This is a genomic window from Pseudomonas brassicacearum subsp. neoaurantiaca (assembly GCF_013608025.1).
GTDB lineage: Bacteria > Pseudomonadota > Gammaproteobacteria > Pseudomonadales > Pseudomonadaceae > Aquipseudomonas.
The window spans coordinates 88,511-115,351 of sequence record NZ_VDLV01000020.1 but is presented as its reverse complement, the minus strand read 5'-3'; the positions used below and the strand labels follow the sequence as shown (position 1 = coordinate 115,351).

The window sequence follows — 26,841 nt, the reverse complement described above, 5'->3', positions numbered from 1 at the left end:
TACAAGTTACTTATCGGCCAACCCCGGCGCCTCCCGAATAATGAAGTGATCCAGGTTCCCGATCTTGGCACTGAACACCCCGAACGTTTCTTCGGGGTTTTTCTTGCTCGGCACCTGTTTGAACTCCGGCGTCACGCCATAAAAAAAGCAATACAACGGCGCGTCACTGTCGATGGCGTGCTTGATCTCTGCCAGGAACGCTTTGCGCTTGCGGTAGTTGTCGATCAGCTTCTTGCTCAGGTAAACGTTGACCGAGTAAGGCTTCTTCTTCGCCTCGTCTGGCTGCTTGAACCAGACCTTTGCTTCGAAATCGATGCGAAAGCTCAGCGTGTAATCCTTGATCTCCTTTATCTTGCCCCAGTAAATCAAGCCTTTGTTGTCCTGCAAGTACTCGATCTTCTTGAAGAACGATCCATAGGGCGCCGTGTGCTCGCCAATCTTCAACGGCTTGCGCTTGAGCAGGTCCTTGTTATCAAAGTTCGAGACGAAACACTCCACGGGGTGGGCGAAGACACTGGTCTTGTCAGGTGTCGAATCCTGCGCGGAAGGAGCGTTATCACTGTGGGACGATAGGGTGGGCGACGTAGGCCGAGTCGCCTCAATATCCTTCGATGGATCGGGCGGCTTGCGCACGTACTGGCGCCGAGTCAGCAACAGCTCCGACGGAAAGTGCTCTTCACGGTCGTCATCTGCCTCAACACTTTCCGCATCCAGGCCGGGTGTTTTCGGACTGACGTAAGGACAGCCTTCGATATGCCGGGTAGTAGGCTGATTCTTGAAATGTGGCGTGCGGATGTAATTGACGTTCTTGGCATTGAACGTCGTCAACCGATTCCCCTCATCAAACGCCGCCCGACAGGCATCGTTGGGGCACTGAAAGCGCTCCTTGGCCGAATCGAATGCCATGGTCTCGTCGAAATTCAGATCCCGAACGTCATAGATCGAAAGCTTGGCATCGAGGCTGAGGCAGTAGGCAGTGTCGAATTTCATCGGGGCTCGGGTCCGTGAGAGGAAGTGTATTAATACCGAAGGACGCGGCGGGCTGCACCCAAAGTTTCAACCCACCACAAAGCTTCTATGGGAGCGAGCTTGCTCGCGATTCCCCAAACAGACCCCGCCATCAAACCCGCCACCCACCTGCGCCCTGATACCAACCCGTGGCGAGGGAGCTTGCTCCCGCTGGGCTGCGCAGCAGCCCCAATTCCATATGACCAACAAAAAACTGCCGCCCGAACACGGACGACGGCTTCTGATTGAATCTCAAAACCCCCGCAAAATCCGAGAAGCTCTCCGCCACCATGACTCATGCTGTCCAAACGGATCATCCACCAGCACCGCCGGCATATCCCGCAAGCGGATCCATGGCTCATCCTGCCAGTGCAGCATGCAGAGCGACATCTTCGGCCAATCCAACACGCTCAACGTAGGCCGTTCCACCCTATGCGAGTAGCGCTCATCCCGCAGGGTCGGCACTACCTGATGCGTGATCCACTCACGCAGTAACCGATACTCAGGACAGTAGTGATACACCAGCAACGCATAGACGCCCGACTCGCTCAGCATCAGACGCTCTTCAGTCAAGCCGTGAACATGCACGAGCATCATTCGGCGCTGGTCAGGGTCAAGCTTGCGGGTCATGCGCTCGTCGAGGTGCTTGCTCATCAAACGCCCCAAATCGGAGGCGCTGAACCAAGCCTGGTTTTCAACCAGGAGGGCAGGAAGATTAACGTTATGACGGGTAAAAACCGCCGGAGTGTAAGCGTCAGGCATGACGGGTCTCCGAGATATACGGAGAGCAGGGCTGAGTTTTGGTGGGCATAACTACCTCTACGTTCGAAGGTTAGCGGCGCGAGCCCGACGTAGAGGATCTAAAAAAATCCCAACTAGCTATCTTCTCCCACAGAATTGCAATGTCGTCAGACAGTACGCGATTCAATGTTCGGCGATTAGCTACTACGTTGGGCGTTTCTTAGGCACCTGCGACTAAGATAGGTAACGAGGCGATGCGGCGTCAATACGGAACGATTCCGAGTTTTGCGTAGGGTAAAGGTAGCGTGACAGCCACAGAGCTAAACGCAGTTTTGCTCCCGCAGAAAACTAAAAACCCCGTTCTCACGGGGTTTCTAGTTAAGTCGCTAATGGTTCAACTTAGGACTTGGAAATCAATCCCAGCTCAAAGCCCCACCCGTCTGATACTCAATCACGCGCGTCTCAAAGAAGTTCTTCTCTTTCTTCAAGTCCATGATCTCGCTCATCCAAGGGAACGGGTTAGTCGTGCCTGGATACTCTTCCTTCAAGCCAATCTGCGACAGACGACGGTTAGCGATGAACTTGAGGTAGTCCTCCATCATCGCCGCGTTCATCCCCAATACACCGCGAGGCATGGTGTCGCGGGCGTATTCGATTTCCAGTTGGGTCCCTTGCAGGATCATCTGGGTCGCTTCTTCTTTCATCTCGGCATCCCACAGGTGTGGGTTTTCGATCTTGATCTGGTTGATCACGTCGATGCCGAAGTTCAGGTGCATGGATTCGTCGCGCAGGATGTACTGGAACTGCTCGGCGACGCCGGTCATTTTGTTGCGGCGGCCCATGGAGAGGATCTGGGTGAAGCCGCAGTAGAAGAAGATGCCTTCCAGGACGCAGTAGTAGGCGATCAGGTTGCGCAGCAGCTCTTTGTCGGTTTCCGAGGTGCCGGTTTCGAACTTCGGATCGGAGATCGAACGGGTGTATTTCAGGCCCCAGGCGGCTTTTTTCGCGACCGATGGGATCTCGTGGTACATGTTGAAGATTTCGCCTTCATCCATGGCCAGCGATTCGATGCAGTACTGGTAGGCGTGGGTGTGGATCGCCTCTTCGAAAGCCTGGCGCAGGATGTACTGGCGGCATTCCGGGTTGGTGATCAGGCGGTACACGGCCAGGACCAGGTTGTTGGCAACCAGGGAGTCGGCGGTGGAGAAGAAGCCCAGGTTGCGCATCACGATGCGGCGTTCGTCGTCGGTCAGGCCTTCCGGGTTTTTCCAGAGGGCGATGTCGGCGGTCATGTTGACTTCTTGCGGCATCCAGTGGTTTGCGCAGCCGTCCAGGTACTTCTGCCAGGCCCAGTCGTATTTGAATGGCACGAGCTGGTTGAGGTCGGCGCGGCAGTTGATCATGCGCTTTTCATCGACGGCGACACGGGCGGAGGCGCCTTCGAGTTCGGCGAGGCCTTCGGCGACGTCGAGTTTGTCGAGAGCGGCCTTGGCGCGAATGATCGCAGCCGAGTCGCTGGCCGTCACGGCGCGGGCTTCGAGCGCGGCGGCACCGCCGGCGCTGTCGAGGCGGTCCATGTTGGCTTCAGAAGCGTGGCCGGCGTTGGCGCCTTTTACAGCGACTTCGCCACTGTCTTCTTTGTCGAATTCGTCCCAGCTCAGCATGACGTGTCGTCTCCTGCGTGAGGGCCAGATGCCCGATGAAGGCCTACTGGCCGCGGTGGATCTTGAAAAATCGTTTGTTGCAGCAGCTGACGCAGGCAATAAACAGAAAAATGTACGGGTCATTCCGGAGCAGCGGTGAACGCGAGGAGGCGACTGGCCCCTGCGTGGGCTCCAGGCTGGCGTGATCCCCTGTAAGGGAATATTGCAGGCCCGTTTAAGGCGGCATTATAAGGACTTTTTTGCCTACGTGCTGCGGCGAAATAGCTCACAGAAGGAGCGGCGGGGGGTATATCCGCGTGGGAGCGAGGGTTTACAAGGCTTTGGCCGTTGAAGATTTTTTTTGCAGGGTGCGGATCAAGGTTTTTTTTGATCAAAAAACCAGCGTTTTTTGCGGTTTTGCACTACATGTTGTGTCTTTGGAGGGTTTTCGGCGGTTTCAGACACAACCTGGCCCGACCGAAATCGGGCCATGGAAGTTGCCAGTAATGATCAGTCGGTACGCGCCGAATCGGCATGATCGCGGTCATCGGTGGCGACTGTCGCCGTGTGCGCGCGACCGTGAGCGTCGGTGGCGATCGTGGCGGTATCCACCAGGTCGGAGCGCTTGATTGCGGCAGCGGAACCGGTGCGATCAAAACCGTCGGCGGCGAAGGTATTGGCAGCCAGTACGGACAGGGTCAGGGCGAGGATCAGTTTGCTTTTCATGAGGGTTGGTCCTGGTTTGATTAGGTTGATCAGCCGTTGGAGCAACCGTTGCCCATGACGCTATAGCGCAGGATGTGGCGTTGGCCCTTGGAGTCGTCGTATTCCATCTTTGCCGGGACCACTTCGCAGACATTCGGAATGTCGCTCATGTAGATAACCTTGGCGATGTCCAGGTGAGTGGAGTAGGTGTACTCCTCAATGGCCGGTTTTTGCTGTGCGGCATCGGTCGGGGCCTCATCCGCCATCGCGGTGGCGCACAGGCTGCCGAGGACCAGAACCCATAAAGCTTTCATCTGTATTTCACCTTTTTTGAGGTCGAGTGGGGTCACGCAACCTTTTTGGGGTTGCGTGTGGAGCAAGTGTTGGAAGTTGGATCAACGGCCTTCGTGGGGGCTGCGTTGCGTCAATCGTTTTTGCCGGTTGGCGAGGTGGATTCTAGAAGTCGCGGGCAGGGGTAAAACAGACTCGGTTTTGATAAACACTGTTGGTTGATCTGGTAATAATCGTCGCAGGAACCAGTGGCTGTCTGTTGAATCGGTGTTGGATTTACCACCGTCTTCGCGAGCAGGCTCGCTCCCACATGAAGATATCTTCAGGTGGCTTTGCGGGTTAGTACCGACATTTTGTAGGGACTTGTTACTACCATCGTCGAATGGTTCTATAGGCCCGCCCCAAGCTACAACGGAACCATACAAAAACAACTATTGTCACCGAGGTAAGAAAGATGAGTGCGGCTTCTGTGTATCCCGTTCGTCCCGAGGTTGCGGCCAACACGCTGACTGACGAGGCGACCTACAAGGCCATGTACCAGCAGTCGGTCGTCAACCCCGATGGCTTCTGGCGCGAGCAGGCCAAGCGCCTCGATTGGATCAAGCCTTTCACCACGGTGAAGCAGACTTCTTTCGACGATCACCATGTCGACATCAAGTGGTTTGCCGACGGCACTTTGAACGTTTCCTACAACTGCCTCGACCGTCACCTGGCCGAGCGCGGCGATCAAATCGCGATCATCTGGGAGGGCGATGACCCGTCCGAGAGTCGCAACATCACCTATCGCGAGCTGCACGAAGAGGTCTGCAAGTTCGCCAACGCCCTGCGCGGCCAGGACGTGCACCGTGGCGACGTGGTGACGATCTACATGCCGATGATCCCTGAAGCCGTGGTTGCCATGCTGGCCTGTGCCCGCATCGGCGCGATCCACTCGGTGGTGTTCGGTGGTTTCTCTCCGGAAGCCCTGGCAGGCCGGATCATCGACTGCAAATCCAAAGTGGTGATCACCGCCGACGAAGGCATTCGTGCCGGCAAGAAGATCCCGCTCAAGGCCAACGTCGATGACGCGCTGACCAACCCGGAAACCAGCAGCATCCAGAAAGTCATCGTGTGCAAGCGCACGGCGGGCAGCATCAAGTGGAACCAGCACCGTGACATCTGGTACGAAGACCTGATGAAGGTCGCCGGCACCGTTTGCGCGCCGAAGGAAATGGGCGCCGAAGAAGCGCTGTTCATCCTCTATACCTCCGGCTCCACCGGCAAGCCCAAGGGCGTGCAGCACACCACCGCCGGCTACTTGCTGTACGCGGCGCTGACCCATGAGCGCGTGTTCGACTACAAGCCGGGTGATGTCTACTGGTGCACCGCCGACGTGGGTTGGGTCACCGGCCACAGCTATATCGTCTACGGCCCGCTGGCCAATGGCGCGACCACGCTGCTGTTCGAAGGCGTGCCGAACTATCCGGATATCACCCGGGTGGCCAAGGTCATCGACAAGCACAAGGTGAACATCCTCTACACCGCGCCAACCGCGATCCGCGCGATGATGGCGTCGGGCACCGCTGCGGTGGAGGGCGCCGATGGCAGCAGCCTGCGCCTGTTGGGTTCGGTCGGCGAGCCGATCAACCCGGAAGCCTGGGACTGGTACTACAAGAATGTCGGCAAGGAGCGTTGCCCGATCGTCGACACCTGGTGGCAGACCGAAACCGGTGGCGTGCTGATCAGCCCACTGCCAGGCGCCACGGCGCTGAAGCCAGGTTCGGCCACGCGTCCGTTCTTCGGTGTGGTGCCGGCGCTGGTGGACAACCTCGGCAACCTGATCGAAGGCGCCTCCGAAGGCAACCTGGTGATCCTCGATTCGTGGCCGGGCCAGGCGCGTACGCTGTACGGCGACCATGACCGCTTTGTCGACACCTACTTCAAGACATTCAGTGGTATGTACTTCACCGGTGACGGCGCTCGTCGTGACGAGGACGGCTACTACTGGATCACCGGTCGGGTGGACGACGTGCTCAACGTCTCCGGCCACCGCATGGGTACGGCCGAGATCGAAAGTGCCATGGTTGCCCACCCGAAAGTCGCCGAAGCGGCGGTGGTGGGCGTGCCGCACGACATCAAGGGGCAGGGCATCTATGTCTACGTCACGTTGAACGCCGGCGAAGAAACCAGCGAAGCCCTGCGCCTGGAACTGAAAAACTGGGTTCGCAAGGAGATCGGTCCGATTGCTTCGCCGGACGTGATCCAGTGGGCGCCAGGGCTGCCGAAAACCCGCTCCGGCAAGATCATGCGCCGCATCCTGCGCAAGATCGCCACGGCGGAATACGATGGGTTGGGGGATATCTCCACCTTGGCCGATCCGGGTGTGGTGGCGCATCTGATCGAAACGCACAAGACCATGAACGTTGCCTGACGCTAGCGTGTAGTACCCAAAAGCCCCACCCGGCGTATGCCGGGTGGGGTTTTTTTGTGTGTGTCTGATAACACTTTGTGGCGAGGGGATTTGTCCCCGCTGGGCTGCGAAGCTGCCCCAAAATCTGTCGCCTCGGTGTTTCAGGGGGGATTGTGCTCAACCTTATTGGGGCTGCTGCGCAGCCCAGCGGGGATAAATCCCCTCGCCACAGGTGCGGTGTTCGAACGAGCGCGGCGTCTGGTTTGGGGCTGCTTCGCAGCCCAGCGGGAGCAAGCTCCCTCGCCACGGGTTTGGTGGATGAATAAATATCGGCGTTTAAAGTAGGAGGTATCTGAACGTTACCGGTGTTTCGAAATGTGTAACCAAAGGCGCCACAACGGGGCGATGCGAAACGCGGAGCCCCGCAATAGGGCGGTTGCAGGCGTCTGTAAAAACAAGCCGACACGCTGTGCTTGCCGGATTAGAAGGGTTTGCGAATAATGGGCCCGCTATTTGCAACTATGATTGGTTCCCTTTCTGTTGCTCTTGCATGAATTTGCGGGGCTGTCAATGTGCTCGAACAGCTTTCTCGGTGCTTCTGTAATTTGTTGTCGCATTGAAGAAATATCGGCTTCGGGCCTGTCGTTAGAATGCCGATCACTCGCTCGTCGTGGCGTGCGTTGAAAACGCGTGCCATCGGATGCAGCACCAAAGTTCGTTTACCCATTCGCATATTGGGCTGTTGCTCACTCTGCCGTTTTGCCCTTTACCGATGGAGTCCCAAGATGAAGAAACTTGTGCTGCTTGGCGCCCTGGCACTGTCCGTGCTGTCCCTGCCGACCTTCGCCGATGAGAAACCCCTGAAGATCGGTATCGAAGCGGCTTACCCTCCGTTCGCCTCCAAGGCTCCGGACGGCAGTATCGTCGGTTTCGACTACGACATCGGCAATGCGCTGTGCGAAGAGATGAAGGTCAAGTGCGTGTGGGTCGAACAGGAATTCGACGGCCTGATCCCGGCGCTGAAGGTGCGCAAGATCGACGCGATCCTGTCGTCCATGTCGATCACTGAAGATCGCAAGAAGTCCGTCGACTTCACCAACAAGTACTACAACACCCCGGCCCGTCTGGTGATGAAGGCCGGTACCCAGGTCAGCGACAGCCTGGCTGAGCTCAAGGGCAAGAACATCGGCGTGCAGCGCGGTTCGATCCACGAGCGTTTCGCCCGCGAAGTCCTCGCCCCGCTGGGTGCCGAGATCAAGCCGTACGGTTCGCAGAACGAAATCTACCTGGACGTCTCCGCCGGCCGCCTCGACGGCACCGTGGCAGACGCTACGCTGTTGGATGACGGCTTCCTCAAGACCGACGCCGGCAAGGGCTTTGCGTTCGTCGGCCCGGCCTTCACCGACGTCAAGTACTTTGGCGACGGCGTCGGGATCGCGGTTCGCAAGGGCGATGCGCTGAAAGACAAGATCAGCACTGCAATTGCTGCCATTCGCGAGAACGGCAAGTACAAGCAAATCCAGGACAAGTACTTCGCCTTCGATATCTACGGCAAGTAAGCACGTCCCGCCACTCGTGCGAAATGGCGCAAGCAACAGGATCCCTGCGGTTTGCGCCATTTTTTCATCCCACTTTCGAGGACCTGAATCATGTTGAAAGGCTACGGGGCTGTCATCCTCGATGGCGCATGGTTGACGCTTCAGCTCGCCTTGTCGTCCATGGCCCTGGCCATCGTCCTGGGGTTGATTGGTGTCGCGTTGCGCCTCTCGCCGGTGCGTTGGCTGGCGTGGCTGGGCGACCTGTATTCCACGGTTATCCGCGGCATTCCCGACCTGGTGCTGATCCTGCTGATCTTCTACGGCGGCCAGGACCTGCTCAACCGCGTCGCGCCAATGCTCGGCTATGACGACTACATCGACCTGAACCCGCTGGCGGCCGGTATCGGCACCCTGGGCTTCATCTTCGGTGCGTACCTGTCGGAAACCTTTCGCGGTGCCTTCATGTCGATTCCCAAGGGGCAAGCCGAGGCGGGCATGGCGTACGGCATGAACGGCTTCCAGGTGTTTTTCCGGGTGCTGGTGCCGCAGATGATTCGCCTGGCGATCCCAGGCTTCACCAACAACTGGCTGGTGCTGACCAAGGCCACCGCGCTGATTTCGGTGGTGGGCCTGCAAGACATGATGTTCAAGGCCAAGCAGGCGGCGGATGCCACTCGCGAGCCTTTCACCTTCTTCCTCGCGGTGGCGGCGATGTACCTGGTGATCACCAGTGTCTCGTTGCTGGCATTGCGTCACCTTGAGAAGCGCTACTCGGTAGGCGTAAGGGCGGCTGATCTATGATCTTCGACTACAACGTCATCTATGAAGCCTTGCCGCTGTACTTCAGTGGCTTGCTGACCACTTTGAAGCTGTTGGCCCTGTCGCTGTTCTTCGGCCTGTTGGCGGCGCTGCCCCTGGGGTTGATGCGGGTGTCGAAGCAGCCGATCGTCAACATGACGGCCTGGCTCTACACCTATGTGATTCGCGGCACGCCGATGCTGGTGCAGCTGTTCCTGATCTACTACGGGCTGGCGCAGTTCGCCATCGTGCGCGAGAGCTTCCTCTGGCCTTGGCTGTCCAGCGCAACGTTCTGTGCGTGCCTGGCGTTCGCCATCAACACCAGCGCCTACACCGCCGAAATCATCGCCGGCAGCCTGCGGGCCACGCCCAATGGCGAGATCGAGGCGGCCAAGGCCATGGGCATGTCTCGCTACAAGTTGTATCGCCGGATCCTGCTGCCGTCGGCCCTGCGCCGGGCACTGCCGCAGTACAGCAACGAAGTGATCATGATGTTGCAGACCACCAGTCTCGCGTCCATCGTGACCCTGATCGACATCACCGGTGCCGCGCGCACGGTGAACGCGCAGTATTACTTGCCGTTCGAGGCCTACATCACCGCCGGTGTGTTCTACCTGTGCCTGACCTTCATCCTGGTGCGCCTGTTCAAACTGGCCGAGCGCCGCTGGCTGGGTTACCTGGCGCCGCGCAAGCACTGATAACGCATCGATCCGATCGACTGCTCAACGACTGACGTTTTGTGAGAACCGACCGCATGTACAAGCTTGAAGTCCAAGACCTGCATAAACGCTATGGCAGTCACGAAGTGCTCAAGGGCGTGTCCCTGAAGGCCGCCGCTGGCGATGTGATCAGCATCATTGGCTCCAGTGGCTCCGGCAAGAGTACTTTCCTGCGTTGCATCAACCTGCTTGAGCAACCCCACGCCGGCAAGATCCTGCTCAACAACGAAGAGCTGAAACTGGTCGCCGGCAAGGACGGCGCCATGAAGGCCGCGGACCCCAAGCAACTGCAGCGCATGCGTTCGCGGTTGTCGATGGTGTTCCAGCATTTCAACCTGTGGTCCCACATGACTGCGCTGGAAAACATCATCGAAGCGCCGGTCCATGTGCTGGGCGTGCCCAAGGCCGAAGCCCGCGAAAAGGCCGAGCACTACCTGAACAAGGTCGGCGTGGCCCATCGCAAGGATGCCTATCCGGGCCATATGTCTGGCGGCGAGCAGCAGCGCGTGGCGATTGCCCGTGCGCTGGCGATGGAGCCGGAAGTGATGCTGTTCGATGAGCCGACCTCGGCCCTCGACCCGGAATTGGTCGGTGACGTGCTCAAGGTGATGCAGGCCCTGGCGCTGGAAGGCCGGACCATGGTGGTGGTGACCCACGAAATGGGCTTTGCCCGTGAAGTGTCGAACCAGCTGGTGTTCCTGCACAAAGGCATCGTTGAAGAAAGCGGCAACCCGCGCGAAGTGCTGGTCAATCCGCAATCGGAGCGCCTGCAGCAATTCCTGTCGGGCAGCCTCAAGTAATCGCTCCCGTTACGTAGCTGATTTGGATCATGCTGCGCGTCATGCGCCAGATGGTCTAATTTGGTTGCAGCCGCTTTTGGCTTTAACACTGTTTTCGCTTCGGATTGCCCGCCATGACTGCCCATCGAATAGGTTTCCTGATTTGGCCCAGCACTAAAGCCTTGACGCTGGCGCTGGCCGAGGAGGCCTTGCGTGTCGCTCAGCGAGTGCATCCGGACGTGGTCTACGAGCTGTCGTTTCTTCAGGCCGAGCCTCCGACCGAGGGCGCCTGGCAACTGCCGGGCGAACCGTGGGCGGGCAAGCTCGAAGGTTTGCAGAAGCTGTTCCTGGTGGCCGATGAGCCACCGACTGCGCTGGCTTCGCCGCTGAGCAGTGCGCTTAAACAATTGGTGCGGGCCGGTTGCGTCATCGGTGGTTTGTCCGCCGGCGTCTATCCCTTGGCCCAGTTGGGTTTGCTCGATGGCTATCGGGCTGCCGTGCACTGGCGCTGGCAGGATGATTTCTCCGAGCGCTTCCCCAAGGTCATCGCCACCAGCCATCTGTTTGACTGGGATCGCGATCGCCTGAGCGCTTGCGGCGGCATGTCGGTGTTGGACTTGTTGTTGGCGGTGCTGGCCCGTGATCACGGCGCCGAACTGGCTGGCGCGGTGTCGGAAGAACTGGTGGTCGAGCGCATTCGCGAGGGCGGCGAGCGCCAGCGCATTCCGTTGCAGAACCGCTTGGGTTCCAGCCATCCGAAGCTCACCCAGGCCGTGCTGCTGATGGAGGCCAACATCGAGGAGCCGCTGACCACCGACGAAATCGCCCAGCATGTGTGCGTGTCCCGCCGGCAACTGGAGCGGATCTTCAAGCAGTACCTCAACCGCGTACCCAGCCAGTATTACTTGGAGCTGCGCCTGAACAAGGCTCGGCAGATGCTGATGCAGACCAGCAAATCGATCATCCAGATCGGCCTGTCCTGCGGTTTTTCTTCCGGCCCTCATTTTTCCAGTGCCTATCGCAACTTCTTTGGCGCGACACCGCGGGAAGACCGCAACCAGCGCCGTAGCAGCAGCCCGTTTGAATTGTCCTCGGTACCGTCCGAACGCGGCTAAGCGGCAAGACTGCGGATAGGGCGGTCAATACATAAAATTGTGGGAGCGAGCTTGCTCGCGATGGCGGAGTATCAGTCAATGCTGAAGGTGACTGACACTGCGCCATCGCGAGCAAGCTCGCTCCCACAGGTGTTTTGTGTCTGGCAGCGCAAATGTGAATGCGAGCGCCTCAAATACACTGGCAACGTTTAAACTGCGCCTTTGCGACGCTATTTGTCGCATTGCCGTAAACCCGCGAAAAACGTGGGTTGGCGCTATAAGAAGTTGTCGCTTGGCGGCAAGGCCGGGCTGAAAACTGTCCTTACAATCCTTACCAAGCCCGCCAGTTCCCGGCGGGTGTTCCTCTTCAGGAGACTCCGATGTCCGTTGAGCAAGCCGCGGTACAACGCGCCGATTTCGACCAGGTGATGGTTCCGAACTATGCACCTGCTGCCTTCATCCCTGTGCGTGGTGCCGGTTCCCGCGTGTGGGATCAATCCGGTCGCGAACTGATCGATTTTGCGGGCGGTATCGCAGTCAACGTTCTGGGCCATGCCCACCCGGCGCTGGTTGGAGCCTTGACTGAACAGGCCAACAAGCTGTGGCACGTATCGAACGTTTTCACCAATGAGCCGGCCTTGCGCCTGGCCCATAAGCTGGTCGACGCGACCTTCGCCGAACGTGCTTTCTTCTGCAACTCCGGTGCCGAAGCCAACGAGGCCGCTTTCAAGCTGGCCCGTCGTGTCGGGTTCGATCGGTTCGGCAGCGAAAAATACGAAATCATCGCCGCGCTCAACAGTTTCCATGGCCGTACGCTGTTCACCGTCAACGTCGGCGGGCAGTCGAAGTATTCCGACGGTTTCGGTCCTAAAATCACCGGTATCACCCACGTTCCTTACAACGACCTGGCGGCTCTGAAAGCGGCGGTCTCGGACAAGACCTGCGCGGTCGTGCTGGAACCGATCCAGGGCGAGGGCGGTGTATTGCCGGCCGAATTGGCTTACCTGCAAGGCGCCCGCGAACTGTGCGACGCGCATAACGCGTTGCTGGTGTTCGACGAAGTGCAGACCGGCATGGGCCGCAGTGGCGAGCTGTTCGCCTACATGCATTACGGCGTGGTGCCGGACATCCTCACCAGCGCCAAGAGCCTGGGCGGCGGCTTCCCGATCGCGGCGATGCTCACCACCGAAGCGCTGGCCAAGCATCTGGTCGTCGGCACCCACGGCACCACCTACGGCGGCAACCCGCTGGCCTGCGCGGTGGCCGAGGCAGTGATCGACGTGGTCAACACGCCTGAGGTGCTCAATGGCGTCAAGGCCAAGCACGACAAGTTCAAGACCCGCCTGTTGCAGATTGGCGAGAAGTACGGCCTGTTCACCCAAGTGCGTGGCCTGGGCCTGCTGATCGGGTGCGTGCTGAACGACGCCTGGAAGGGCAAGGCCAAGGACATCTTCAATGCCGCCGAACAGGAAGGCCTGATGATCCTGCAAGCCGGCCCGGACGTGATTCGTTTCGCCCCGAGTCTGGTGGTGGAAGATGCCGACATCGACGCCGGCCTGGATCGCTTCGAGCGGGCCGCGGCGAAGTTGACCCAAGGCTGAACTGGACTGGATCCCTTGTGGGAGCGAGCTTGCTCGCGATGGCGTTGGTTCAGCCTGCACTGATGTTGAATGTGCCGCCGCTATCGCGAGCAAGCTCGCTCCCACAGGAGTCTTGCAGCGGCTGAAAAATCGAAGACCGCCGCAGATGCAATGCGGGCCAGGGTATTCGTTTAGTTTTTTTCTGTGTATCGACCCTTTGGTCGAACCGTTTATTTCAAGTTAAGGAGTGACACCATGCTGGTGATGCGCCCCGCGCAAATGGCTGATCTGGGCGAGGTACAGCGTCTGGCTGCGGACAGCCCGATCGGTGTCACTTCCTTGCCGGACGACGTGGAACGCCTGAGCGACAAGATCGCCGCGAGCGAAGCCTCGTTCGCCGCCGAAGTCAGTTTCAACGGTGAAGAGAGCTATTTCTTCGTTCTCGAAGACACCGCCACCGGCAAGCTGGTGGGCTGCTCGGCGATCGTTGCGTCGGCGGGGTATTCCGAGCCGTTCTACAGCTTTCGCAACGAGACCTTCGTCCATGCGTCCCGCGAACTGAAGATCCATAACAAGATCCACGTGCTTTCCCAATGCCACGACCTGACCGGCAACAGCCTGTTGACGAGTTTCTACGTGGTGCCGGAACTGGTCGGGTCGCCCTGGGCCGAACTCAACTCCCGTGGGCGCCTGCTGTTCGTCGCCAGCCATCCGGAGCGCTTCGCCGATTCGGTGGTGACCGAGATCGTTGGCTACAGCGATGAAAATGGTGACTCGCCGTTCTGGGACGCCATCGGTCGCAACTTCTTCGACCTCAACTACGCCGCCGCCGAGCGTCTGTGCGGGCTGAAAAGCCGGACCTTCCTCGCCGAGCTGATGCCGCATTACCCGATCTACGTGCCGCTGTTACCCGATGCCGCCCAGGAAGCCATGGGCCAGGTCCACCCACGTGCACAGATCACGTTCGACATCCTGATGCGCGAGGGTTTCGAGACCGATCACTACATCGACATCTTTGACGGCGGCCCGACCTTGCATGCCCGCGTCTCGGGGATCCGCTCGATCGCCCAGAGCCGCGTGGTGCCGGTCAAGATCGGCGAAGCCGTCAAGGGCGCCGGTCGCCAATACCTGGTGGCCAACGCCCAATTGCAGGACTACCGCGCCGTGCTGCTCGACCTCGACTACGCGCCAGGCAAGCCTGTGACGCTGGACATGGAAGCAGCCGAAGCCCTGGGCGTCGGTGAAGGCGCCAGCGTGCGCCTGGTGGCGGTTTAACAGCAGTGTTTCGCGGGTGGCGTGAGCGGCCCGTCTGAGGAGATAGCATGATCGTTCGTCCCGTACGCAGCAGCGATTTACCCGCTCTGATCGCCCTGGCCCGCAGCACCGGCACCGGCCTGACCACGTTGCCGGCCAATGAAGAGCGCCTGGCCCATCGGGTTGGCTGGGCCGAGAAGACGTTTCGCGGCGAAGCCGGGCGTGGTGACGCAGACTACCTGTTCGTGCTCGAAGACGATGACGGTCGCGTGGTGGGCATTTCCGCCATCGCTGGCGCCGTGGGGTTGCGTGAGCCCTGGTACAACTTCCGGGTCGGCCTGACGGTCAGTGCTTCCCAGGAACTGAACATCTATCGGGAAATCCCGACGCTGTTCCTGGCCAACGACCTGACGGGCAATTCCGAGCTGTGCTCGTTGTTCCTCCATGCGGACTACCGCAACGGCCTCAATGGCCGGATGCTGGCCAAGGCGCGGATGCTGTTCATCGCCGAGTTCCCACAGCTTTTCGGCAACAAGATCATCGCCGAAATGCGCGGTATGTCGGACGAAAATGGTCGCTCACCTTTCTGGGAAAGCCTGGGTCGGCATTTCTTCAAGATGGAATTCAGCCAGGCTGATTACCTGACCGGCGTCGGCAACAAGGCGTTCATCGCTGAGCTAATGCCCAAGTTCCCGCTGTACACCTGCTTCCTCTCCGAGGACGCACGGGCTGTGATCGGCCAGGTTCATCCCGACACCGAACCGGCGCTGTCGATGCTCAAGAGCGAAGGCTTCAGCTACCAGGGCTACGTCGACATCTTCGATGCCGGCCCGGCCGTCGAGTGCGAAACCGGCAAGATCCGTGCGATCCGCGACAGCCAGGCGCTGGTGCTGGCCATCGGCACGCCGGGCGATGACGCCACGCCGTTCCTCATTCATAACCGCAAATGCCAGGACTGCCGCATCACGGCGGCGCCGGCGCGCTTTGCCGCGGGCACCCTGGTGGTCGATCCGCTAACGGCCAAACGTCTTCAACTCAACGCTGGCGACCAGGTGCGTGCCGTGGCGTTGTCCGCTGCTCGGGAGTCGAAATAATGAAATCGTTGTACATCGCTGGAAGTTGGCTGGAAGGCCAGGGCGACGCTTTTGAGTCGTTGAACCCGGTGACCCAGCAAGTGCTGTGGTCGGGAAGAGGCGCCACGGCGGCGCAGGTGGAATCCGCAGTGCAAGCGGCGCGCCAGGCATTCCCTGACTGGGCGCGGCGTCCGCTGGACGAACGTATCCAGGTGCTGGAAGCGTTTGCCGGCACCCTGAAGACTCACGCTGACGAATTGGCCCGCTGCATCGGTGAGGAAACCGGCAAGCCCTTGTGGGAAGCGGCCACCGAAGTCACCAGCATGATCAACAAGGTCGCCATTTCGGTGCAGAGCTACCGCGAGCGTACCGGCGAAAAGAGTGGCCCGTTGGGCGACGCCACCGCCGTGCTGCGCCACAAGCCCCACGGCGTGGTGGCAGTGTTCGGCCCTTACAACTTCCCCGGCCACTTGCCCAACGGGCACATTGTGCCGGCACTGTTGGCGGGCAACTGCGTGCTGTTCAAGCCTAGCGAGCTTACGCCGAAAGTCGCTGAGCTGACGGTCAAGTGCTGGGTCGAGGCCGGCCTGCCGGCGGGCGTGTTGAACCTGCTGCAAGGCGCGCGGGAAACTGGTATCGCCCTGGCGGCGGAGCCGGGCATTGACGGGCTGTTCTTCACCGGGTCCAGCCGTACCGGCAACCTGCTGCACCAACAGTTCTCCGGTCGTCCGGACAAGATCCTCGCGCTGGAGATGGGCGGCAACAATCCGCTGGTGGTGGATGAGGTGGCCGATGTCGATGCGGCGGTCTACACCATCATTCAATCCGCGTTCATCTCCGCCGGCCAACGCTGCACTTGTGCGCGCCGCCTGTTGGTGCCGGAAGGCCCGTGGGGCGATGCCTTGCTGGCGCGCCTGGTGCAGGTCAGTTCGACCATTGAAGTTGGGCGGTTTGACCAGCAACCGGCGCCGTTCATGGGCTCGGTGGTTTCCCTGGCTGCCGCGAAGGCCTTGATGGATGCGCAGAATCATTTGTTGGGCAAGGGCGCCGTGCCGCTGCTGGCCATGACCCAACCGCAGCCCCAGGCGGCGTTGTTGACGCCAGGGATCCTTGATGTCACCGCTGTGACCGAGCGTCCCGACGAGGAATTGTTCGGGCCATTGCTGCAGGTTATCCGTTACAAAGACTTCGCCGGTGCGATCGCCGAAGCCAACAATACTCAATATGGCCTGGCCGCCGGCTTGCTTTCGGATTCTCAGGAACGCTACGAGCAGTTCTGGTTGCAAAGCCGTGCGGGCATCGTCAACTGGAACAAACAACTGACCGGCGCCGCCAGCAGCGCGCCGTTCGGCGGTGTCGGCGCCTCGGGCAACCATCGCGCCAGCGCTTATTACGCGGCGGATTATTGCGCGTATCCGGTGGCTTCGCTGGAGACGCCGAGCCTGGTCATGCCTGTGAGCCTGACGCCTGGCGTAAAAATGGTTTAAGCCCTAATCGCGAGCAAGCTCGCTCCCACAAGGACAGTGCAAGACCCTGTGGGAGCGAGCTTGCTCGCGATAGCCGCGACGCGGCTGTTACTCGATGCCTATAAAAAACAGATTCTCGTGGAGCCTCGCTGATGAAATCCTATGAAGTCAACTTTGACGGTCTAGTGGGGCCGACCCATAACTACGGCGGGCTCTCCTACGGCAACGTAGCCTCCCAGAGCAACAGCCAGCAATGCTCCAACCCCAAGGAAGCGGCGCTGCAGGGCCTGGCGAAAATGAAAGCGCTGATGAACATGGGGTTCAAGCAAGGTGTGCTGGCGCCACAGGAACGTCCGGACGTGGCGGCCCTGCGCCGGCTGGGCTTTGCCGGCACTGACGCGCAGGTCATCCAGCAGGCCGCGAAAGAAGCGATGCCGCTGCTGGTCGCCAGTTGCTCGGCGTCGAGCATGTGGGTCGCCAACGCCGCCACCGTCAGCCCGAGCGCCGACACGGCTGACGGCCGCGTGCATTTCACCGCCGCCAACCTGAACTGCAAATACCACCGCAGCATCGAGCATCCGACCACCAGTCGCGTGCTGGGGGCGATGTTCGCCAACCAGCAACACTTCGCCCACCACGCCGCGCTGCCAGCCGTGGCGCAATTCGGTGACGAAGGCGCGGCCAACCACACGCGTTTCTGCCGCGCCTATGGCGAGGCTGGCGTCGAGTTCTTCGTGTTCGGTCGCAGTGCGTTCGACAGTCGTTTCCCGTCGCCACAAAAGTACCCGGCGCGCCAGACCCTCGAAGCCTCCCGCGCCGTCGCTCGCCTGCATGGCTTGAGTGAGGAGGGCGTGGTGTACGCCCAGCAGAACCCGGCGGTGATCGACCAGGGCGTTTTCCACAACGACGTGATCGCGGTGGGCAACGGCGAGGTCCTGTTCTACCACGAGGACGCGTTCCTCGAGACCGAGAAAATGCTGGCCGAGCTGAGCGGCAAACTCGCCAAGGTCGGTGGGAAATTTCAATCGGTGTGCGTACCGCGTTCGGCGGTCACCGTCGATGACGCGGTACGTTCCTACCTGTTCAACAGCCAATTGCTGTCGCGTGCCGATGGCTCGATGCTGTTGATCGTGCCGGAAGAATGCCGTAGCAACGAACGCGTCTGGCAATACCTGCAAGGCCTGACCAGCTCTGGCGGAGTCATCCGTGAAGTGAAGGTCTTCGACCTCAAGCAAAGCATGCAGAACGGTGGCGGCCCGGCTTGCCTGCGATTGCGCGTGGCGCTGAATGAAACCGAGCTGGCGGCCGTCAACCCAGGGGTTATCATGACCGCGCCGCTGTACGATTCGCTGACCCAATGGGTCGAGACTCACTACCGCGACCGTATGACCGAAAACGACCTGGCGGACCCGCAATTGCTGCTTGAATGCCGGTCGGCCCTGGATGAGCTGACACAAATCCTTAAACTTGGCTCGGTCTATCCTTTCCAGATCAATTGAAAGCGCGCGCGACCTGACTACAGTCAAAGCAGGGCGCGTTGCCTTATCCCCAGACGAGAATGTAAAAACATGAGCGATACCCTGCAGCTGATCCTTGAAGACACCGACGGCACGCAACTGGAAACCTCCTGCACCCGCGTCGCGGTGATGTGGCAAGGCAAGGAGCTGTGGATCCAGCAGGACGGCCGTGGCCAGCTGCTGATCGGCGTCGATGTCGAGGAAGGGGACGAGGAATACGCCAACTTGCTGTTGCGCCCATTGGCGACCAACCTGGTCAGCCTGCAGCTGGAAATGGAGCCGGCGGACCTGGGCGATGACGACCATGTCCATGGCCCGGATTGCGGCCACGACCATTAAGGAAATCGCACTATGCTCGCCCTCGGCAAACTGCTTGAACTGACCCTCGCCGGCCGTGAACCGGCGGAGAAGACTCAACTGACTGTCGAAGGCGTACGGATGCGCTGGTTGAGCGAGGGCGCGCTGGAGGTCAAGCCGCCCGAGGCCCGGGATAACGGCCTGGACCTGTTGTTGTCGGCCGGTATCCACGGCAACGAAACTGCGCCGATCGAATTGCTCGATCGCCTGCTGCATGACATTGCCCGTGGCGACCTGAAGCCACGGGCACGTATTCTGTTCCTGTTCGGCAACCCCGAGGCGATCCGTCGCGGCGAGCGTTTTGTCGAGCAGGACGTCAATCGCCTGTTCAATGGTCGCCATGAGCTGAGCGGCGGCCCCGAGGCACTGCGCGCCTGTGAGTTGGAACGGTTGGCCGCGAGCTTCTTCAGCGTGCCGGACCGCAGTCGCCTGCATTACGATCTGCATACCGCCATTCGTGGCTCGAAGATCGAGCAGTTCGCGCTGTATCCATGGAAAGAAGGTCGCCAGCACTCACGCCGTGAACTGGCGCGCCTGCGTGCAGCGGGCATGGAGGCGGTGCTGTTGCAGAACAAGCCATCCATCGTGTTCAGCGCCTACACCTACGACCAGCTCGGCGCCGAGTCCTTCACCCTCGAATTGGGCAAGGCCCGGCCATTCGGCCAGAACGACGGCGTCAATGTCAGCCTGCTGGAAACGCGCCTGCAACAGATCATCGAAGGCAACGAGCCGGAGATGGAAGACAGCCTCGACGGCCTGCAACTGTTCAGCGTCGCGCGGGAAATCATCAAGCACAGCGACAGCTTCCGCCTGAACCTGCCGGCGGACATCGAAAACTTCTCTGAACTTGGAAAAGGCTATGTGCTGGCCGAGGACATCGCCCAGACCCGCTGGGTGATCGAGGAGGAGGGTGCGCGAATCATCTTCCCGAACCCCAAGGTCAAGAATGGCTTGCGGGCGGGGATTCTGATCGTGCCGGCGACGGATGAAAACCTGGCCTAAAGCCCAGGCCAAACCATTGTGGGAGCGAGCTTGCTCGCGATTGCGGTGCTTCAGTCCATGTAGAGGGTGACTGACAGTCCGCTATCGCGAGCAAGCTCGCTCCCACAGGTTTTTTGGAGAGGGGCTTTAGACCGCTACCGCCCGCTGCTCACTGCGACGCAGCGCCCGCATCTTGTGCAGCGTATCGGCGCAGGTCTTCGCCGCTTCCTCGCCCTTGTGCACGAAGTGCTCGAAGAAGAACTTCTGATGTTCTTCCCCCGCATGGAAGTGATGCGGCGTCAGCACGACCGAGAACACCGGCACTTCGGTTTCCAGTTGGACCTGCATCAGGCCGCTGATCACCGATTGGGCGACGAACTCGTGACGGTAGATGCCGCCGTCCACCACCAGGCCGGCGGCGACGATGCCGGCGTAGCGACCGGTCTTGGCCAGCAGCATGGCGTGCAGCGGAATTTCGAAGGCGCCGCCGACTTCGAAGAAGTCAATGTCACTTTCCTGATAGCCCTGGCTGATCATTTCGGCGACGAAGCCTTTACGGCTCTGGTCGACGATTTCCTTGTGCCAGCAGGCCTGGATGAACGCGACGCGCTCGCCCGGATGGTTTTTGGTCTTGCTGTCGATTGCGGTGGGTTGCATGTTCTGGTTCCTGTTTGTGTGAAAAACAGGGCGTCATGAATCGAAGGGGATTCGAGGGTACGCCGCGCACAGAGTCGCAGTCGGCCCTTGGGTGTCAATCCCGTTCTCTCTTCATCCGGACTATGACCGTCGGCCCCGGGATCACACCGGGTCTGCTGACCTTGTCGCTGCACCGCAAAAGCCGTGTAGTGCCAAGCGCTCGCGGGCTATGCGCATTGCGCGCAATTACCGCCGGTGGGGAATTGCACCCCGCCCTGAGAACGTTTTGCCGACACATTTTGTGACGGCGGACGATTTTTAACACATAACCCCTGTGGGAGCGAGCTTGCTCGCGATAGCGGTGGTTCAGCTTGCATCAATGCTGAATGTGCTGCCGCCATCGCGAGCAAGCTCGCTCCCACAGGGGATTTGGATAATCCGTTGGGTTAGTGTCGTCCTGGGCTTGATTATTCTTCGCCATGCCCGCAGTAATTGCCCTCCGAAAGGGAATTCCCCCACCAGAAACCGAGGCCAGATTCATGAGCGTTATCGATCTTCGCAGCGACACGGTCACCCAACCTTCCGCCGGCATGCTGGATGCCATGGCCTGCGCGCCGACCGGCGACGATGTGTATGGCGAAGACCCGACCGTCAATCGCCTCGAAGCCGAACTGGCCAAGCGCCTGGGTTTTGCGGCAGCGTTGTTCGTGCCCACGGGCACCATGAGCAACCTGTTGGGGCTGATGGCCCACTGCGAACGCGGCGACGAATACATCGTTGGCCAGCAGGCCCACACCTACAAATACGAGGGTGGCGGTGCGGCGGTGCTCGGCTCGATCCAGCCGCAGCCTCTCGAAGTGCAGGCCGATGGCTCCCTCGACTTGGCGCAAGTCGCGGCGGCGATCAAGCCTGACGATTTTCACTTTGCCCGTACCCGGCTGCTGGCCCTGGAAAATACGATGCAGGGCAAGGTCCTGCCACTGGAATACCTGGCCCGGGCCCGTCGCTTCACTCAAGACAACGGCCTGGCGCTGCACCTGGACGGCGCGCGGCTGTATAACGCCGCGGTCAAATTGAATGTCGATGCCCGGGAAATCACGCAACATTTCGATTCGGTGTCGGTGTGCCTGTCGAAGGGACTGGGCGCTCCGGTGGGCTCGGTCCTGTGCGGCACGACTGAGCTGATCGGCAAGGCGCGTCGGCTGCGCAAAATGGTCGGCGGCGGCATGCGCCAGGCCGGGATCCTGGCAGCGGCGGGGCTGTATGCGCTGGATCATAATGTCCAGCGCTTGGCCGACGACCACGCCAATGCTCAGCGGCTCGCCGAGGGTTTGCGTGCGGCGGGCTACGAGGTCGAGCCGGTACAGACCAACATGGTCTACGTGCAAATGGGCGAGCGGGCCGAGGCGATCAAGGCGTTTGCCGGTGCGCGGGGCGTCAAGCTCAGCGCTGCGTCGCGCCTGCGAATGGTGACGCACATGGACGTGAGCGCGGCGCAAATCGATCAGGTGATCAGCACTTTCGTCGAATTTTCCCGCCAGTGACCCGCCAACCGGGCCAATTGAGCGTTTCTATCGCATAAACACGCTGTACCCCACGCAAAGGGCCGATATAATGCGGCCCTTTGCCGTTGCTTCGTCTGTTGACGTTATGCACAGGCCTTTGGCCGCAGCCTCCGTGGAAGAACCTAATGAAAAGCGCAGAAATCCGTGAAGCCTTCCTTCGCTTCTTCGAAGAGCAAGGCCACACCCGAGTAGCCTCCAGCTCTTTGATTCCGGGCAACGACCCGACCCTGCTGTTCACCAACGCGGGGATGAACCAGTTCAAGGATTGCTTCCTGGGCCAGGAAAAACGTGCCTACACCCGTGCGGTGAGCAGCCAGAAATGCGTGCGCGCCGGCGGCAAGCACAACGATCTGGAAAACGTCGGCTATACCGCTCGTCACCACACCTTCTTCGAAATGCTGGGCAACTTCAGCTTCGGTGACTATTTCAAACGCGACGCCATTACCTTCGCCTGGACCTTCCTGACGTCCGACAAGTGGCTGAACCTGCCCAAGGAAAAACTTTGGGTAACGGTCTACGCGACTGACGATGAAGCCTACGACATCTGGACCAAGGAAGTTGGCGTCCCGGCTGAGCGCATGGTGCGCATCGGCGACAACAAGGGCGCGCCTTACGCCTCCGACAACTTCTGGACCATGGGCGACACCGGCCCGTGCGGCCCTTGCACCGAGATCTTCTACGACCACGGCGCCGACATCTGGGGCGGCCCACCCGGCTCGCCGGAAGAAGACGGCGATCGCTACATCGAGATCTGGAACAACGTCTTCATGCAGTTCAACCGCACCGCCGATGGCGTGTTGCATCCGCTGCCAGCGCCGTCGGTCGACACCGGCATGGGCCTGGAGCGGATCAGTGCGGTGCTGCAGCACGTTCACTCCAACTACGAAATCGACCTATTCCAGAGCCTGTTGAGTGCGTCGGCCAAGGCCATCGGTTGCACCAACGACAACCAGGCTTCGCTGAAAGTAGTCGCCGACCACATCCGTTCCTGCGGCTTCCTGATCGCCGATGGCGTGCTGCCGTCCAACGAAGGCCGCGGCTACGTGCTGCGCCGGATCATCCGTCGCGCCTGCCGTCACGGCAACAAGCTCGGCGCCAAGGGCAGCTTCTTCTATCAAATCGTCGGAGCGCTGGTGGCCGAGATGGGCGAAGCCTTCCCGGAACTCAAGTCCCAGCAAGCGCACATCGAGCGCGTGCTCAAGGCTGAAGAAGAGCAATTCGCCAAGACCCTGGAGCAAGGCCTGAAGATCCTCGAGCAGGACCTGGCCGAACTCAAGGGCAACGTGGTCCCGGGCGACGTGGTGTTCAAACTCTACGACACCTACGGCTTCCCGATGGACCTGACTGGCGACATCGCCCGCGAACGCAACCTGACCCTCGACGAGGAAGGTTTCGAGCGCGAGATGGAAGCCCAGCGCGTGCGTGCGCGCTCCGCCAGCTCTTTCGGCATGGACTACAACAGCCTGGTCAAGGTTGACGTGGCCACCGAATTCACCGGCTACACCGCAACCACCGGTTCGGCCAAGATCGTCGCCATCTATAAGGATGGCCAGTCGGTCGACATCCTGAGCGAAGGCCAGGAAGGCGTGATCGTGCTGGACAAGACCCCGTTCTACGCCGAATCCGGCGGCCAGATCGGCGACTGCGGCTATTTGCAGGCCGGCAACTCGCGCTTCGACGTGCGTGATACCACCAAGACCGGCGGCGCGTTCCTTCACCACGGCGTGCTGGCTTCCGGCAGCCTGATGATCGCCGCTCCGGTGGCGGCCCATGTCGATGCAGAAGTTCGTCACGCGACCTCCCTGAACCACTCCGCCACGCACTTGCTGCACGCAGCCTTGCGCCAGGTGCTGGGCGAGCACGTCCAGCAGAAAGGCTCGTTGGTGGACAGCCAGCGCCTGCGCTTCGACTTCAGCCACTTCGAAGCGATCAAGCCTGAACAGCTCAAGGCGCTGGAAGACATCGTCAACGCCGAGATTCGCAAGAACTCCCCGGTAGAGACCGAGGAAACCGACATCGAGACTGCCAAGCGCAAGGGCGCGATGGCGCTGTTCGGCGAGAAGTACGGCGATAGCGTGCGCGTGCTGAGCATGGGCGACTTCTCCGTTGAGCTGTGTGGCGGCATCCACGCCAATCGCACCGGCGACATCGGCCTGCTGAAGATTGTCAGCGAAGGCGGCGTGGCCTCCGGCGTGCGGCGTATCGAGGCGGTGACTGGCGCTGCGGCGCTGGCGTACCTCAACGCGGCGGAAGAACAACTCAAGGAAGCGGCCAGCCTGATCAAGGGCAGTCGCGACAACTTGATCGACAAGCTGTCGGCTGTGCTGGAACGCAACCGCTCGCTGGAAAAGCAACTCGAGCAGTTGCAGGCCAAGGCTGCCAGCGCCGCGGGCGACGATCTGTCGGCCCAGGCGGTGGACGTCAAGGGCGTGAAAGTGCTGGCCGCGCGTCTTGACGGCCAGGATGGCAAGGCGCTGCTGGCGCTGGTTGATCAACTGAAAAACAAACTCGGCCGCGCAGTGATCCTGCTCGGCGGTGTCCATGAGGAAAAGGTCGTTCTCGTCGCAGGCGTGACCAAAGACCTGACTGGCCAACTCAAAGCCGGTGATTTGATGAAGCAGGCCGCTGCAGCAGTGGGCGGGAAGGGCGGTGGTCGTCCGGACATGGCGCAAGGCGGCGGTACCGACGCCGGCGCATTGGACGCGGCACTGGCCCAGACCGTTGCATTTGTAGAGCAGGGTATTTAAGACGGCGCTCCGGGCTCGCCAAGGTGGGCCCGGCCGCTGTTGATTGATTATTTGGGCGCCCTTCATGGGCAGAGGCGGCTTTGAAATGGCTTTGATCGTACAGAAATTTGGAGGCACCTCGGTCGGCACCGTCGAGAGAATCGAACAAGTCGCCGACAAGGTTAAGAAATTCCGTGAAGCGGGCGACGACCTTGTAGTCGTGCTGTCGGCAATGAGCGGCGAGACCAACCGTCTGATCGATCTGGCCAAGCAAATCAGCGGCGACCAGCAACCGGTTCCCCGCGAGCTGGACGTGATCGTTTCCACGGGCGAGCAGGTGACTATTGCCTTGCTGGCCATGGCGTTGATCAAGCGTGGCGTGCCGGCGGTGTCCTACACCGGCAACCAGGTTCGTATCCTGACGGACAGCGCGCACAACAAAGCGCGTATCCTGCAGATCGATGACCAGAAGATTCGCGGCGACCTGAAGGCCGGTCGCGTCGTAGTGGTCGCCGGTTTCCAGGGCGTGGACGAACACGGCAACATCACCACCCTGGGTCGTGGCGGTTCCGATACCACGGGCGTGGCGCTGGCGGCGGCCCTCAAGGCTGATGAATGCCAGATCTACACCGATGTCGATGGCGTCTACACCACCGATCCACGGGTCGTGCCCGTGGCTCAGCGCCTGGACAAGATTACCTTCGAAGAGATGCTGGAGATGGCCAGCCTCGGTTCCAAGGTGTTGCAGATCCGTGCGGTCGAATTCGCTGGCAAGTACAACGTTCCGCTGCGCGTCCTGCACAGCTTCAAGGAGGGTCCGGGCACCCTCATTACTATTGATGAAGAGGAATCCATGGAACAGCCGATCATTTCCGGCATCGCTTTCAACCGCGATGAAGCCAAGCTGACCATCCGTGGCGTGCCAGACACCCCCGGCGTGGCGTTCAAGATTCTCGGCCCGATCAGTGCCGCCAACATCGAAGTCGACATGATCGTGCAGAACGTCGCGCACGATAACACCACCGACTTCACCTTCACCGTGCACCGCAACGACTATCAGTCCGCCGAAGCTGTATTGAAGAAAACGGCTGGCGAGATCGGTGCCCGCGAAGTGGTCGGCGACACCAAGATCGCCAAGGTCTCGATCGTCGGTGTGGGCATGCGTTCTCACGCAGGCGTGGCCAGCCGCATGTTCGAGTCCCTGGCGAAGGAAAGCATCAATATCCAGATGATCTCCACGTCGGAAATCAAGGTTTCCGTGGTGATCGAAGAGAAGTACCTGGAGCTGGCCGTGCGCGCCCTGCACACGGCGTTTGAACTCGACGCTGCGGCCCGACAGGGCGAGTAAGGCGTTGCCTGGAGGGCGCGGTTTTTACCGCGCCCTTTGTTTTTCTGAATGGCGTGTCCCAAAACTGTTCTTTTGCGCGCGCTGGTCAATACTAGGCCTGTAGGCTGCGACCGTTTCGGTTGTAGGTCCCATGCCTTTTTTTTGCAGACGGTTGTCCCTTAAGTGAATTGCGTGAGGAGAAAGGTATGCTGATTCTGACCCGTCGGTGTGCAGAAAGCCTGATTATTGGCGATGGCGAAATCACCGTGACCGTGCTCGGCGTCAAAGGAAACCAGGTACGTATCGGCGTCAACGCCCCGAAAGAGGTTGCTGTACACCGGGAAGAAATCTACCTGCGTATCAAGAAAGAGAAGGACGACGAACCAAGCCATTAATTTTTATCGATTTTTATGTTTGCAAACGGGGATGAAGGTGGTTAATATACGCCCCGTGTTGCGGAGAGCTGGCCGAGTGGCCGAAGGCGCTCCCCTGCTAAGGGAGTACACCTCAAAAGGGTGTCGGGGGTTCGAATCCCCCGTTCTCCGCCATTATTCGTTTAGTGCGCTGTAATCTGGCTTGATCGGTAAGTGTTTGAAATTACTGAAAAAAGCGCTTTACAAAAAGATTTAGCGACCTATAATGCGCGGCATCAAA

General features: G+C 60.1%; 23 protein-coding genes, 1 tRNA gene and 1 riboswitch. Of the genes, 18 read left to right on the top strand and 6 right to left on the bottom strand.

Annotated elements, in window-relative coordinates; genetic code table 11:
• Positions 1-6: 6 nt before the first annotated feature.
• The 5 genes from FHK92_RS14040 to FHK92_RS14020 all read right to left on the bottom strand — a co-directional run bounded on the left by FHK92_RS14040 (position 7) and on the right by FHK92_RS14020 (position 4,411).
• A complete protein-coding gene (locus FHK92_RS14040; protein ID WP_181288558.1) occupies positions 7-990 on the bottom strand; it encodes a hypothetical protein in 984 nt (327 codons plus the stop codon).
• A gap of 270 nt (positions 991-1,260) precedes the next feature.
• Positions 1,261-1,770 carry a BRO-N domain-containing protein gene (locus tag FHK92_RS14035; protein WP_181288557.1) on the bottom strand — a complete coding sequence of 170 codons (510 nt, stop codon included), beginning with the start codon at positions 1,768-1,770 and terminating at the stop codon, positions 1,261-1,263.
• 392 nt (positions 1,771-2,162) lie between these two features.
• Positions 2,163-3,413: a ribonucleotide-diphosphate reductase subunit beta gene (locus FHK92_RS14030; RefSeq protein ID WP_181288556.1), complete on the bottom strand. Its 1,251-nt coding sequence runs from the start codon at positions 3,411-3,413 to the stop codon at positions 2,163-2,165.
• A 489-nt stretch (positions 3,414-3,902) separates the two neighbouring features.
• Positions 3,903-4,118 carry a hypothetical protein gene (locus FHK92_RS14025; protein WP_181288555.1) on the bottom strand — a complete coding sequence of 72 codons (216 nt, stop codon included), beginning with the start codon at positions 4,116-4,118 and terminating at the stop codon, positions 3,903-3,905.
• 29 nt (positions 4,119-4,147) lie between these two features.
• Positions 4,148-4,411 carry a DUF2790 domain-containing protein gene (locus FHK92_RS14020; RefSeq protein WP_181288554.1) on the bottom strand — a complete coding sequence of 88 codons (264 nt, stop codon included), beginning with the start codon at positions 4,409-4,411 and terminating at the stop codon, positions 4,148-4,150.
• A gap of 431 nt (positions 4,412-4,842) precedes the next feature.
• On the opposite strand from FHK92_RS14020, the gene acs reads away from it, so the two are divergent.
• The 13 genes from acs (at position 4,843) to astE (ending at position 19,954) form a co-directional block, all read left to right on the top strand.
• Positions 4,843-6,798 (top strand): acetate--CoA ligase, encoded by a 1,956-nt coding sequence (acs, locus tag FHK92_RS14015; RefSeq protein ID WP_181288553.1) that lies wholly within the window; start codon positions 4,843-4,845, stop codon positions 6,796-6,798.
• A 764-nt stretch (positions 6,799-7,562) separates the two neighbouring features.
• Complete coding sequence (locus tag FHK92_RS14010) at positions 7,563-8,336, top strand: ABC transporter substrate-binding protein (RefSeq protein ID WP_181288552.1); 774 nt, start codon at positions 7,563-7,565, stop codon at positions 8,334-8,336.
• A 90-nt stretch (positions 8,337-8,426) separates the two neighbouring features.
• On the top strand, positions 8,427-9,116 hold the full coding sequence (locus FHK92_RS14005; protein ID WP_181288551.1) for an ABC transporter permease: 690 nt from the start codon (positions 8,427-8,429) through the stop codon (positions 9,114-9,116).
• A complete protein-coding gene (locus FHK92_RS14000) occupies positions 9,113-9,811 on the top strand; it encodes an ABC transporter permease (protein ID WP_030142460.1) in 699 nt (232 codons plus the stop codon). Before FHK92_RS14005 ends, FHK92_RS14000 begins: the two co-directional genes overlap by 4 nt.
• Positions 9,812-9,867: 56 nt before the next feature.
• Positions 9,868-10,632, top strand: a complete 765-nt coding sequence (locus FHK92_RS13995; RefSeq protein ID WP_181288550.1) for an ABC transporter ATP-binding protein — start codon at positions 9,868-9,870, stop codon at positions 10,630-10,632.
• A 113-nt stretch (positions 10,633-10,745) separates the two neighbouring features.
• Positions 10,746-11,726 carry a transcriptional regulator ArgR gene (argR, locus tag FHK92_RS13990; protein WP_030142458.1) on the top strand — a complete coding sequence of 327 codons (981 nt, stop codon included), beginning with the start codon at positions 10,746-10,748 and terminating at the stop codon, positions 11,724-11,726.
• Positions 11,727-12,085: 359 nt separating this feature from the next.
• Entirely contained in the window at positions 12,086-13,306 is a 1,221-nt protein-coding gene (locus tag FHK92_RS13985) for an aspartate aminotransferase family protein (RefSeq protein WP_181288549.1), read from the top strand.
• A gap of 234 nt (positions 13,307-13,540) precedes the next feature.
• Positions 13,541-14,560, top strand: coding sequence for an arginine/ornithine succinyltransferase subunit alpha (gene aruF, locus FHK92_RS13980; protein WP_030142456.1), 1,020 nt, complete (start codon positions 13,541-13,543; stop codon positions 14,558-14,560).
• A gap of 47 nt (positions 14,561-14,607) precedes the next feature.
• Entirely contained in the window at positions 14,608-15,633 is a 1,026-nt protein-coding gene (gene astA / locus FHK92_RS13975; RefSeq protein WP_030142455.1) for an arginine N-succinyltransferase, read from the top strand.
• Positions 15,630-17,099: a succinylglutamate-semialdehyde dehydrogenase gene (astD, locus tag FHK92_RS13970; RefSeq protein ID WP_181288733.1), complete on the top strand. Its 1,470-nt coding sequence runs from the start codon at positions 15,630-15,632 to the stop codon at positions 17,097-17,099. Before astA ends, astD begins: the two co-directional genes overlap by 4 nt.
• Before the next feature lie 131 nt (positions 17,100-17,230).
• Positions 17,231-18,577 (top strand): N-succinylarginine dihydrolase, encoded by a 1,347-nt coding sequence (astB, locus tag FHK92_RS13965; protein WP_181288548.1) that lies wholly within the window; start codon positions 17,231-17,233, stop codon positions 18,575-18,577.
• Positions 18,578-18,646: 69 nt separating this feature from the next.
• Entirely contained in the window at positions 18,647-18,934 is a 288-nt protein-coding gene (locus FHK92_RS13960) for a topoisomerase II (RefSeq protein WP_181288547.1), read from the top strand.
• Positions 18,935-18,946: 12 nt separating this feature from the next.
• Positions 18,947-19,954 (top strand): succinylglutamate desuccinylase, encoded by a 1,008-nt coding sequence (gene astE, locus FHK92_RS13955; RefSeq protein WP_181288546.1) that lies wholly within the window; start codon positions 18,947-18,949, stop codon positions 19,952-19,954.
• A gap of 126 nt (positions 19,955-20,080) precedes the next feature.
• On the opposite strand, the gene FHK92_RS13950 is transcribed toward astE, so the two are convergent.
• The gene (locus FHK92_RS13950) at positions 20,081-20,590 is read right to left on the bottom strand and encodes a 6,7-dimethyl-8-ribityllumazine synthase (RefSeq protein ID WP_181288545.1); all 510 of its coding nucleotides are present in this window, start codon (positions 20,588-20,590) and stop codon (positions 20,081-20,083) included.
• Between the two features lie 98 nt (positions 20,591-20,688).
• Positions 20,689-20,856: riboswitch (FMN riboswitch) on the bottom strand.
• Positions 20,857-21,108: 252 nt separating this feature from the next.
• On the opposite strand from FHK92_RS13950, the gene ltaE reads away from it, so the two are divergent.
• From ltaE to FHK92_RS13925, 5 genes are all read left to right on the top strand, one after another.
• A complete protein-coding gene (ltaE, locus tag FHK92_RS13945; protein WP_181288544.1) occupies positions 21,109-22,113 on the top strand; it encodes a low-specificity L-threonine aldolase in 1,005 nt (334 codons plus the stop codon).
• Positions 22,114-22,259: 146 nt separating this feature from the next.
• Complete coding sequence (alaS, locus tag FHK92_RS13940) at positions 22,260-24,881, top strand: alanine--tRNA ligase (RefSeq protein ID WP_181288543.1); 2,622 nt, start codon at positions 22,260-22,262, stop codon at positions 24,879-24,881.
• Between the two features lie 85 nt (positions 24,882-24,966).
• Complete coding sequence (locus FHK92_RS13935; RefSeq protein WP_030142447.1) at positions 24,967-26,208, top strand: aspartate kinase; 1,242 nt, start codon at positions 24,967-24,969, stop codon at positions 26,206-26,208.
• A 185-nt stretch (positions 26,209-26,393) separates the two neighbouring features.
• Positions 26,394-26,582, top strand: coding sequence for a carbon storage regulator CsrA (csrA, locus tag FHK92_RS13930; RefSeq protein WP_003178872.1), 189 nt, complete (start codon positions 26,394-26,396; stop codon positions 26,580-26,582).
• 62 nt (positions 26,583-26,644) lie between these two features.
• Positions 26,645-26,735 (top strand) — tRNA-Ser (locus FHK92_RS13925).
• The last annotated feature ends 106 nt before the right edge of the window (positions 26,736-26,841 follow it).

What these genes read in the sequence shown, in the direction of transcription:
- FHK92_RS14040 (WP_181288558.1), bottom strand. Translation starts at nt 990, where the DNA reads ATGAAATTCGACACTGCCTACTGCCTCAGCCTCGATGCCAAGCTTTCG.
- FHK92_RS13935 (WP_030142447.1), top strand. Translation starts at nt 24,967, where the DNA reads ATGGCTTTGATCGTACAGAAATTTGGAGGCACCTCGGTCGGCACCGTC.
- FHK92_RS14035 (WP_181288557.1), bottom strand. Translation starts at nt 1,770, where the DNA reads ATGCCTGACGCTTACACTCCGGCGGTTTTTACCCGTCATAACGTTAAT.
- FHK92_RS14025 (WP_181288555.1), bottom strand. Translation starts at nt 4,118, where the DNA reads ATGAAAAGCAAACTGATCCTCGCCCTGACCCTGTCCGTACTGGCTGCC.
- FHK92_RS13950 (WP_181288545.1), bottom strand. Translation starts at nt 20,590, where the DNA reads ATGCAACCCACCGCAATCGACAGCAAGACCAAAAACCATCCGGGCGAG.
- aruF (WP_030142456.1), top strand. Translation starts at nt 13,541, where the DNA reads ATGCTGGTGATGCGCCCCGCGCAAATGGCTGATCTGGGCGAGGTACAG.
- FHK92_RS13995 (WP_181288550.1), top strand. Translation starts at nt 9,868, where the DNA reads ATGTACAAGCTTGAAGTCCAAGACCTGCATAAACGCTATGGCAGTCAC.
- astE (WP_181288546.1), top strand. Translation starts at nt 18,947, where the DNA reads ATGCTCGCCCTCGGCAAACTGCTTGAACTGACCCTCGCCGGCCGTGAA.
- FHK92_RS13985 (WP_181288549.1), top strand. Translation starts at nt 12,086, where the DNA reads ATGTCCGTTGAGCAAGCCGCGGTACAACGCGCCGATTTCGACCAGGTG.
- FHK92_RS14005 (WP_181288551.1), top strand. Translation starts at nt 8,427, where the DNA reads ATGTTGAAAGGCTACGGGGCTGTCATCCTCGATGGCGCATGGTTGACG.
- FHK92_RS14010 (WP_181288552.1), top strand. Translation starts at nt 7,563, where the DNA reads ATGAAGAAACTTGTGCTGCTTGGCGCCCTGGCACTGTCCGTGCTGTCC.
- alaS (WP_181288543.1), top strand. Translation starts at nt 22,260, where the DNA reads ATGAAAAGCGCAGAAATCCGTGAAGCCTTCCTTCGCTTCTTCGAAGAG.
- FHK92_RS13960 (WP_181288547.1), top strand. Translation starts at nt 18,647, where the DNA reads ATGAGCGATACCCTGCAGCTGATCCTTGAAGACACCGACGGCACGCAA.
- ltaE (WP_181288544.1), top strand. Translation starts at nt 21,109, where the DNA reads ATGAGCGTTATCGATCTTCGCAGCGACACGGTCACCCAACCTTCCGCC.
- FHK92_RS14030 (WP_181288556.1), bottom strand. Translation starts at nt 3,413, where the DNA reads ATGCTGAGCTGGGACGAATTCGACAAAGAAGACAGTGGCGAAGTCGCT.
- astB (WP_181288548.1), top strand. Translation starts at nt 17,231, where the DNA reads ATGAAATCCTATGAAGTCAACTTTGACGGTCTAGTGGGGCCGACCCAT.
- FHK92_RS14020 (WP_181288554.1), bottom strand. Translation starts at nt 4,411, where the DNA reads ATGAAAGCTTTATGGGTTCTGGTCCTCGGCAGCCTGTGCGCCACCGCG.
- csrA (WP_003178872.1), top strand. Translation starts at nt 26,394, where the DNA reads ATGCTGATTCTGACCCGTCGGTGTGCAGAAAGCCTGATTATTGGCGAT.
- FHK92_RS14000 (WP_030142460.1), top strand. Translation starts at nt 9,113, where the DNA reads ATGATCTTCGACTACAACGTCATCTATGAAGCCTTGCCGCTGTACTTC.
- acs (WP_181288553.1), top strand. Translation starts at nt 4,843, where the DNA reads ATGAGTGCGGCTTCTGTGTATCCCGTTCGTCCCGAGGTTGCGGCCAAC.
- astA (WP_030142455.1), top strand. Translation starts at nt 14,608, where the DNA reads ATGATCGTTCGTCCCGTACGCAGCAGCGATTTACCCGCTCTGATCGCC.
- argR (WP_030142458.1), top strand. Translation starts at nt 10,746, where the DNA reads ATGACTGCCCATCGAATAGGTTTCCTGATTTGGCCCAGCACTAAAGCC.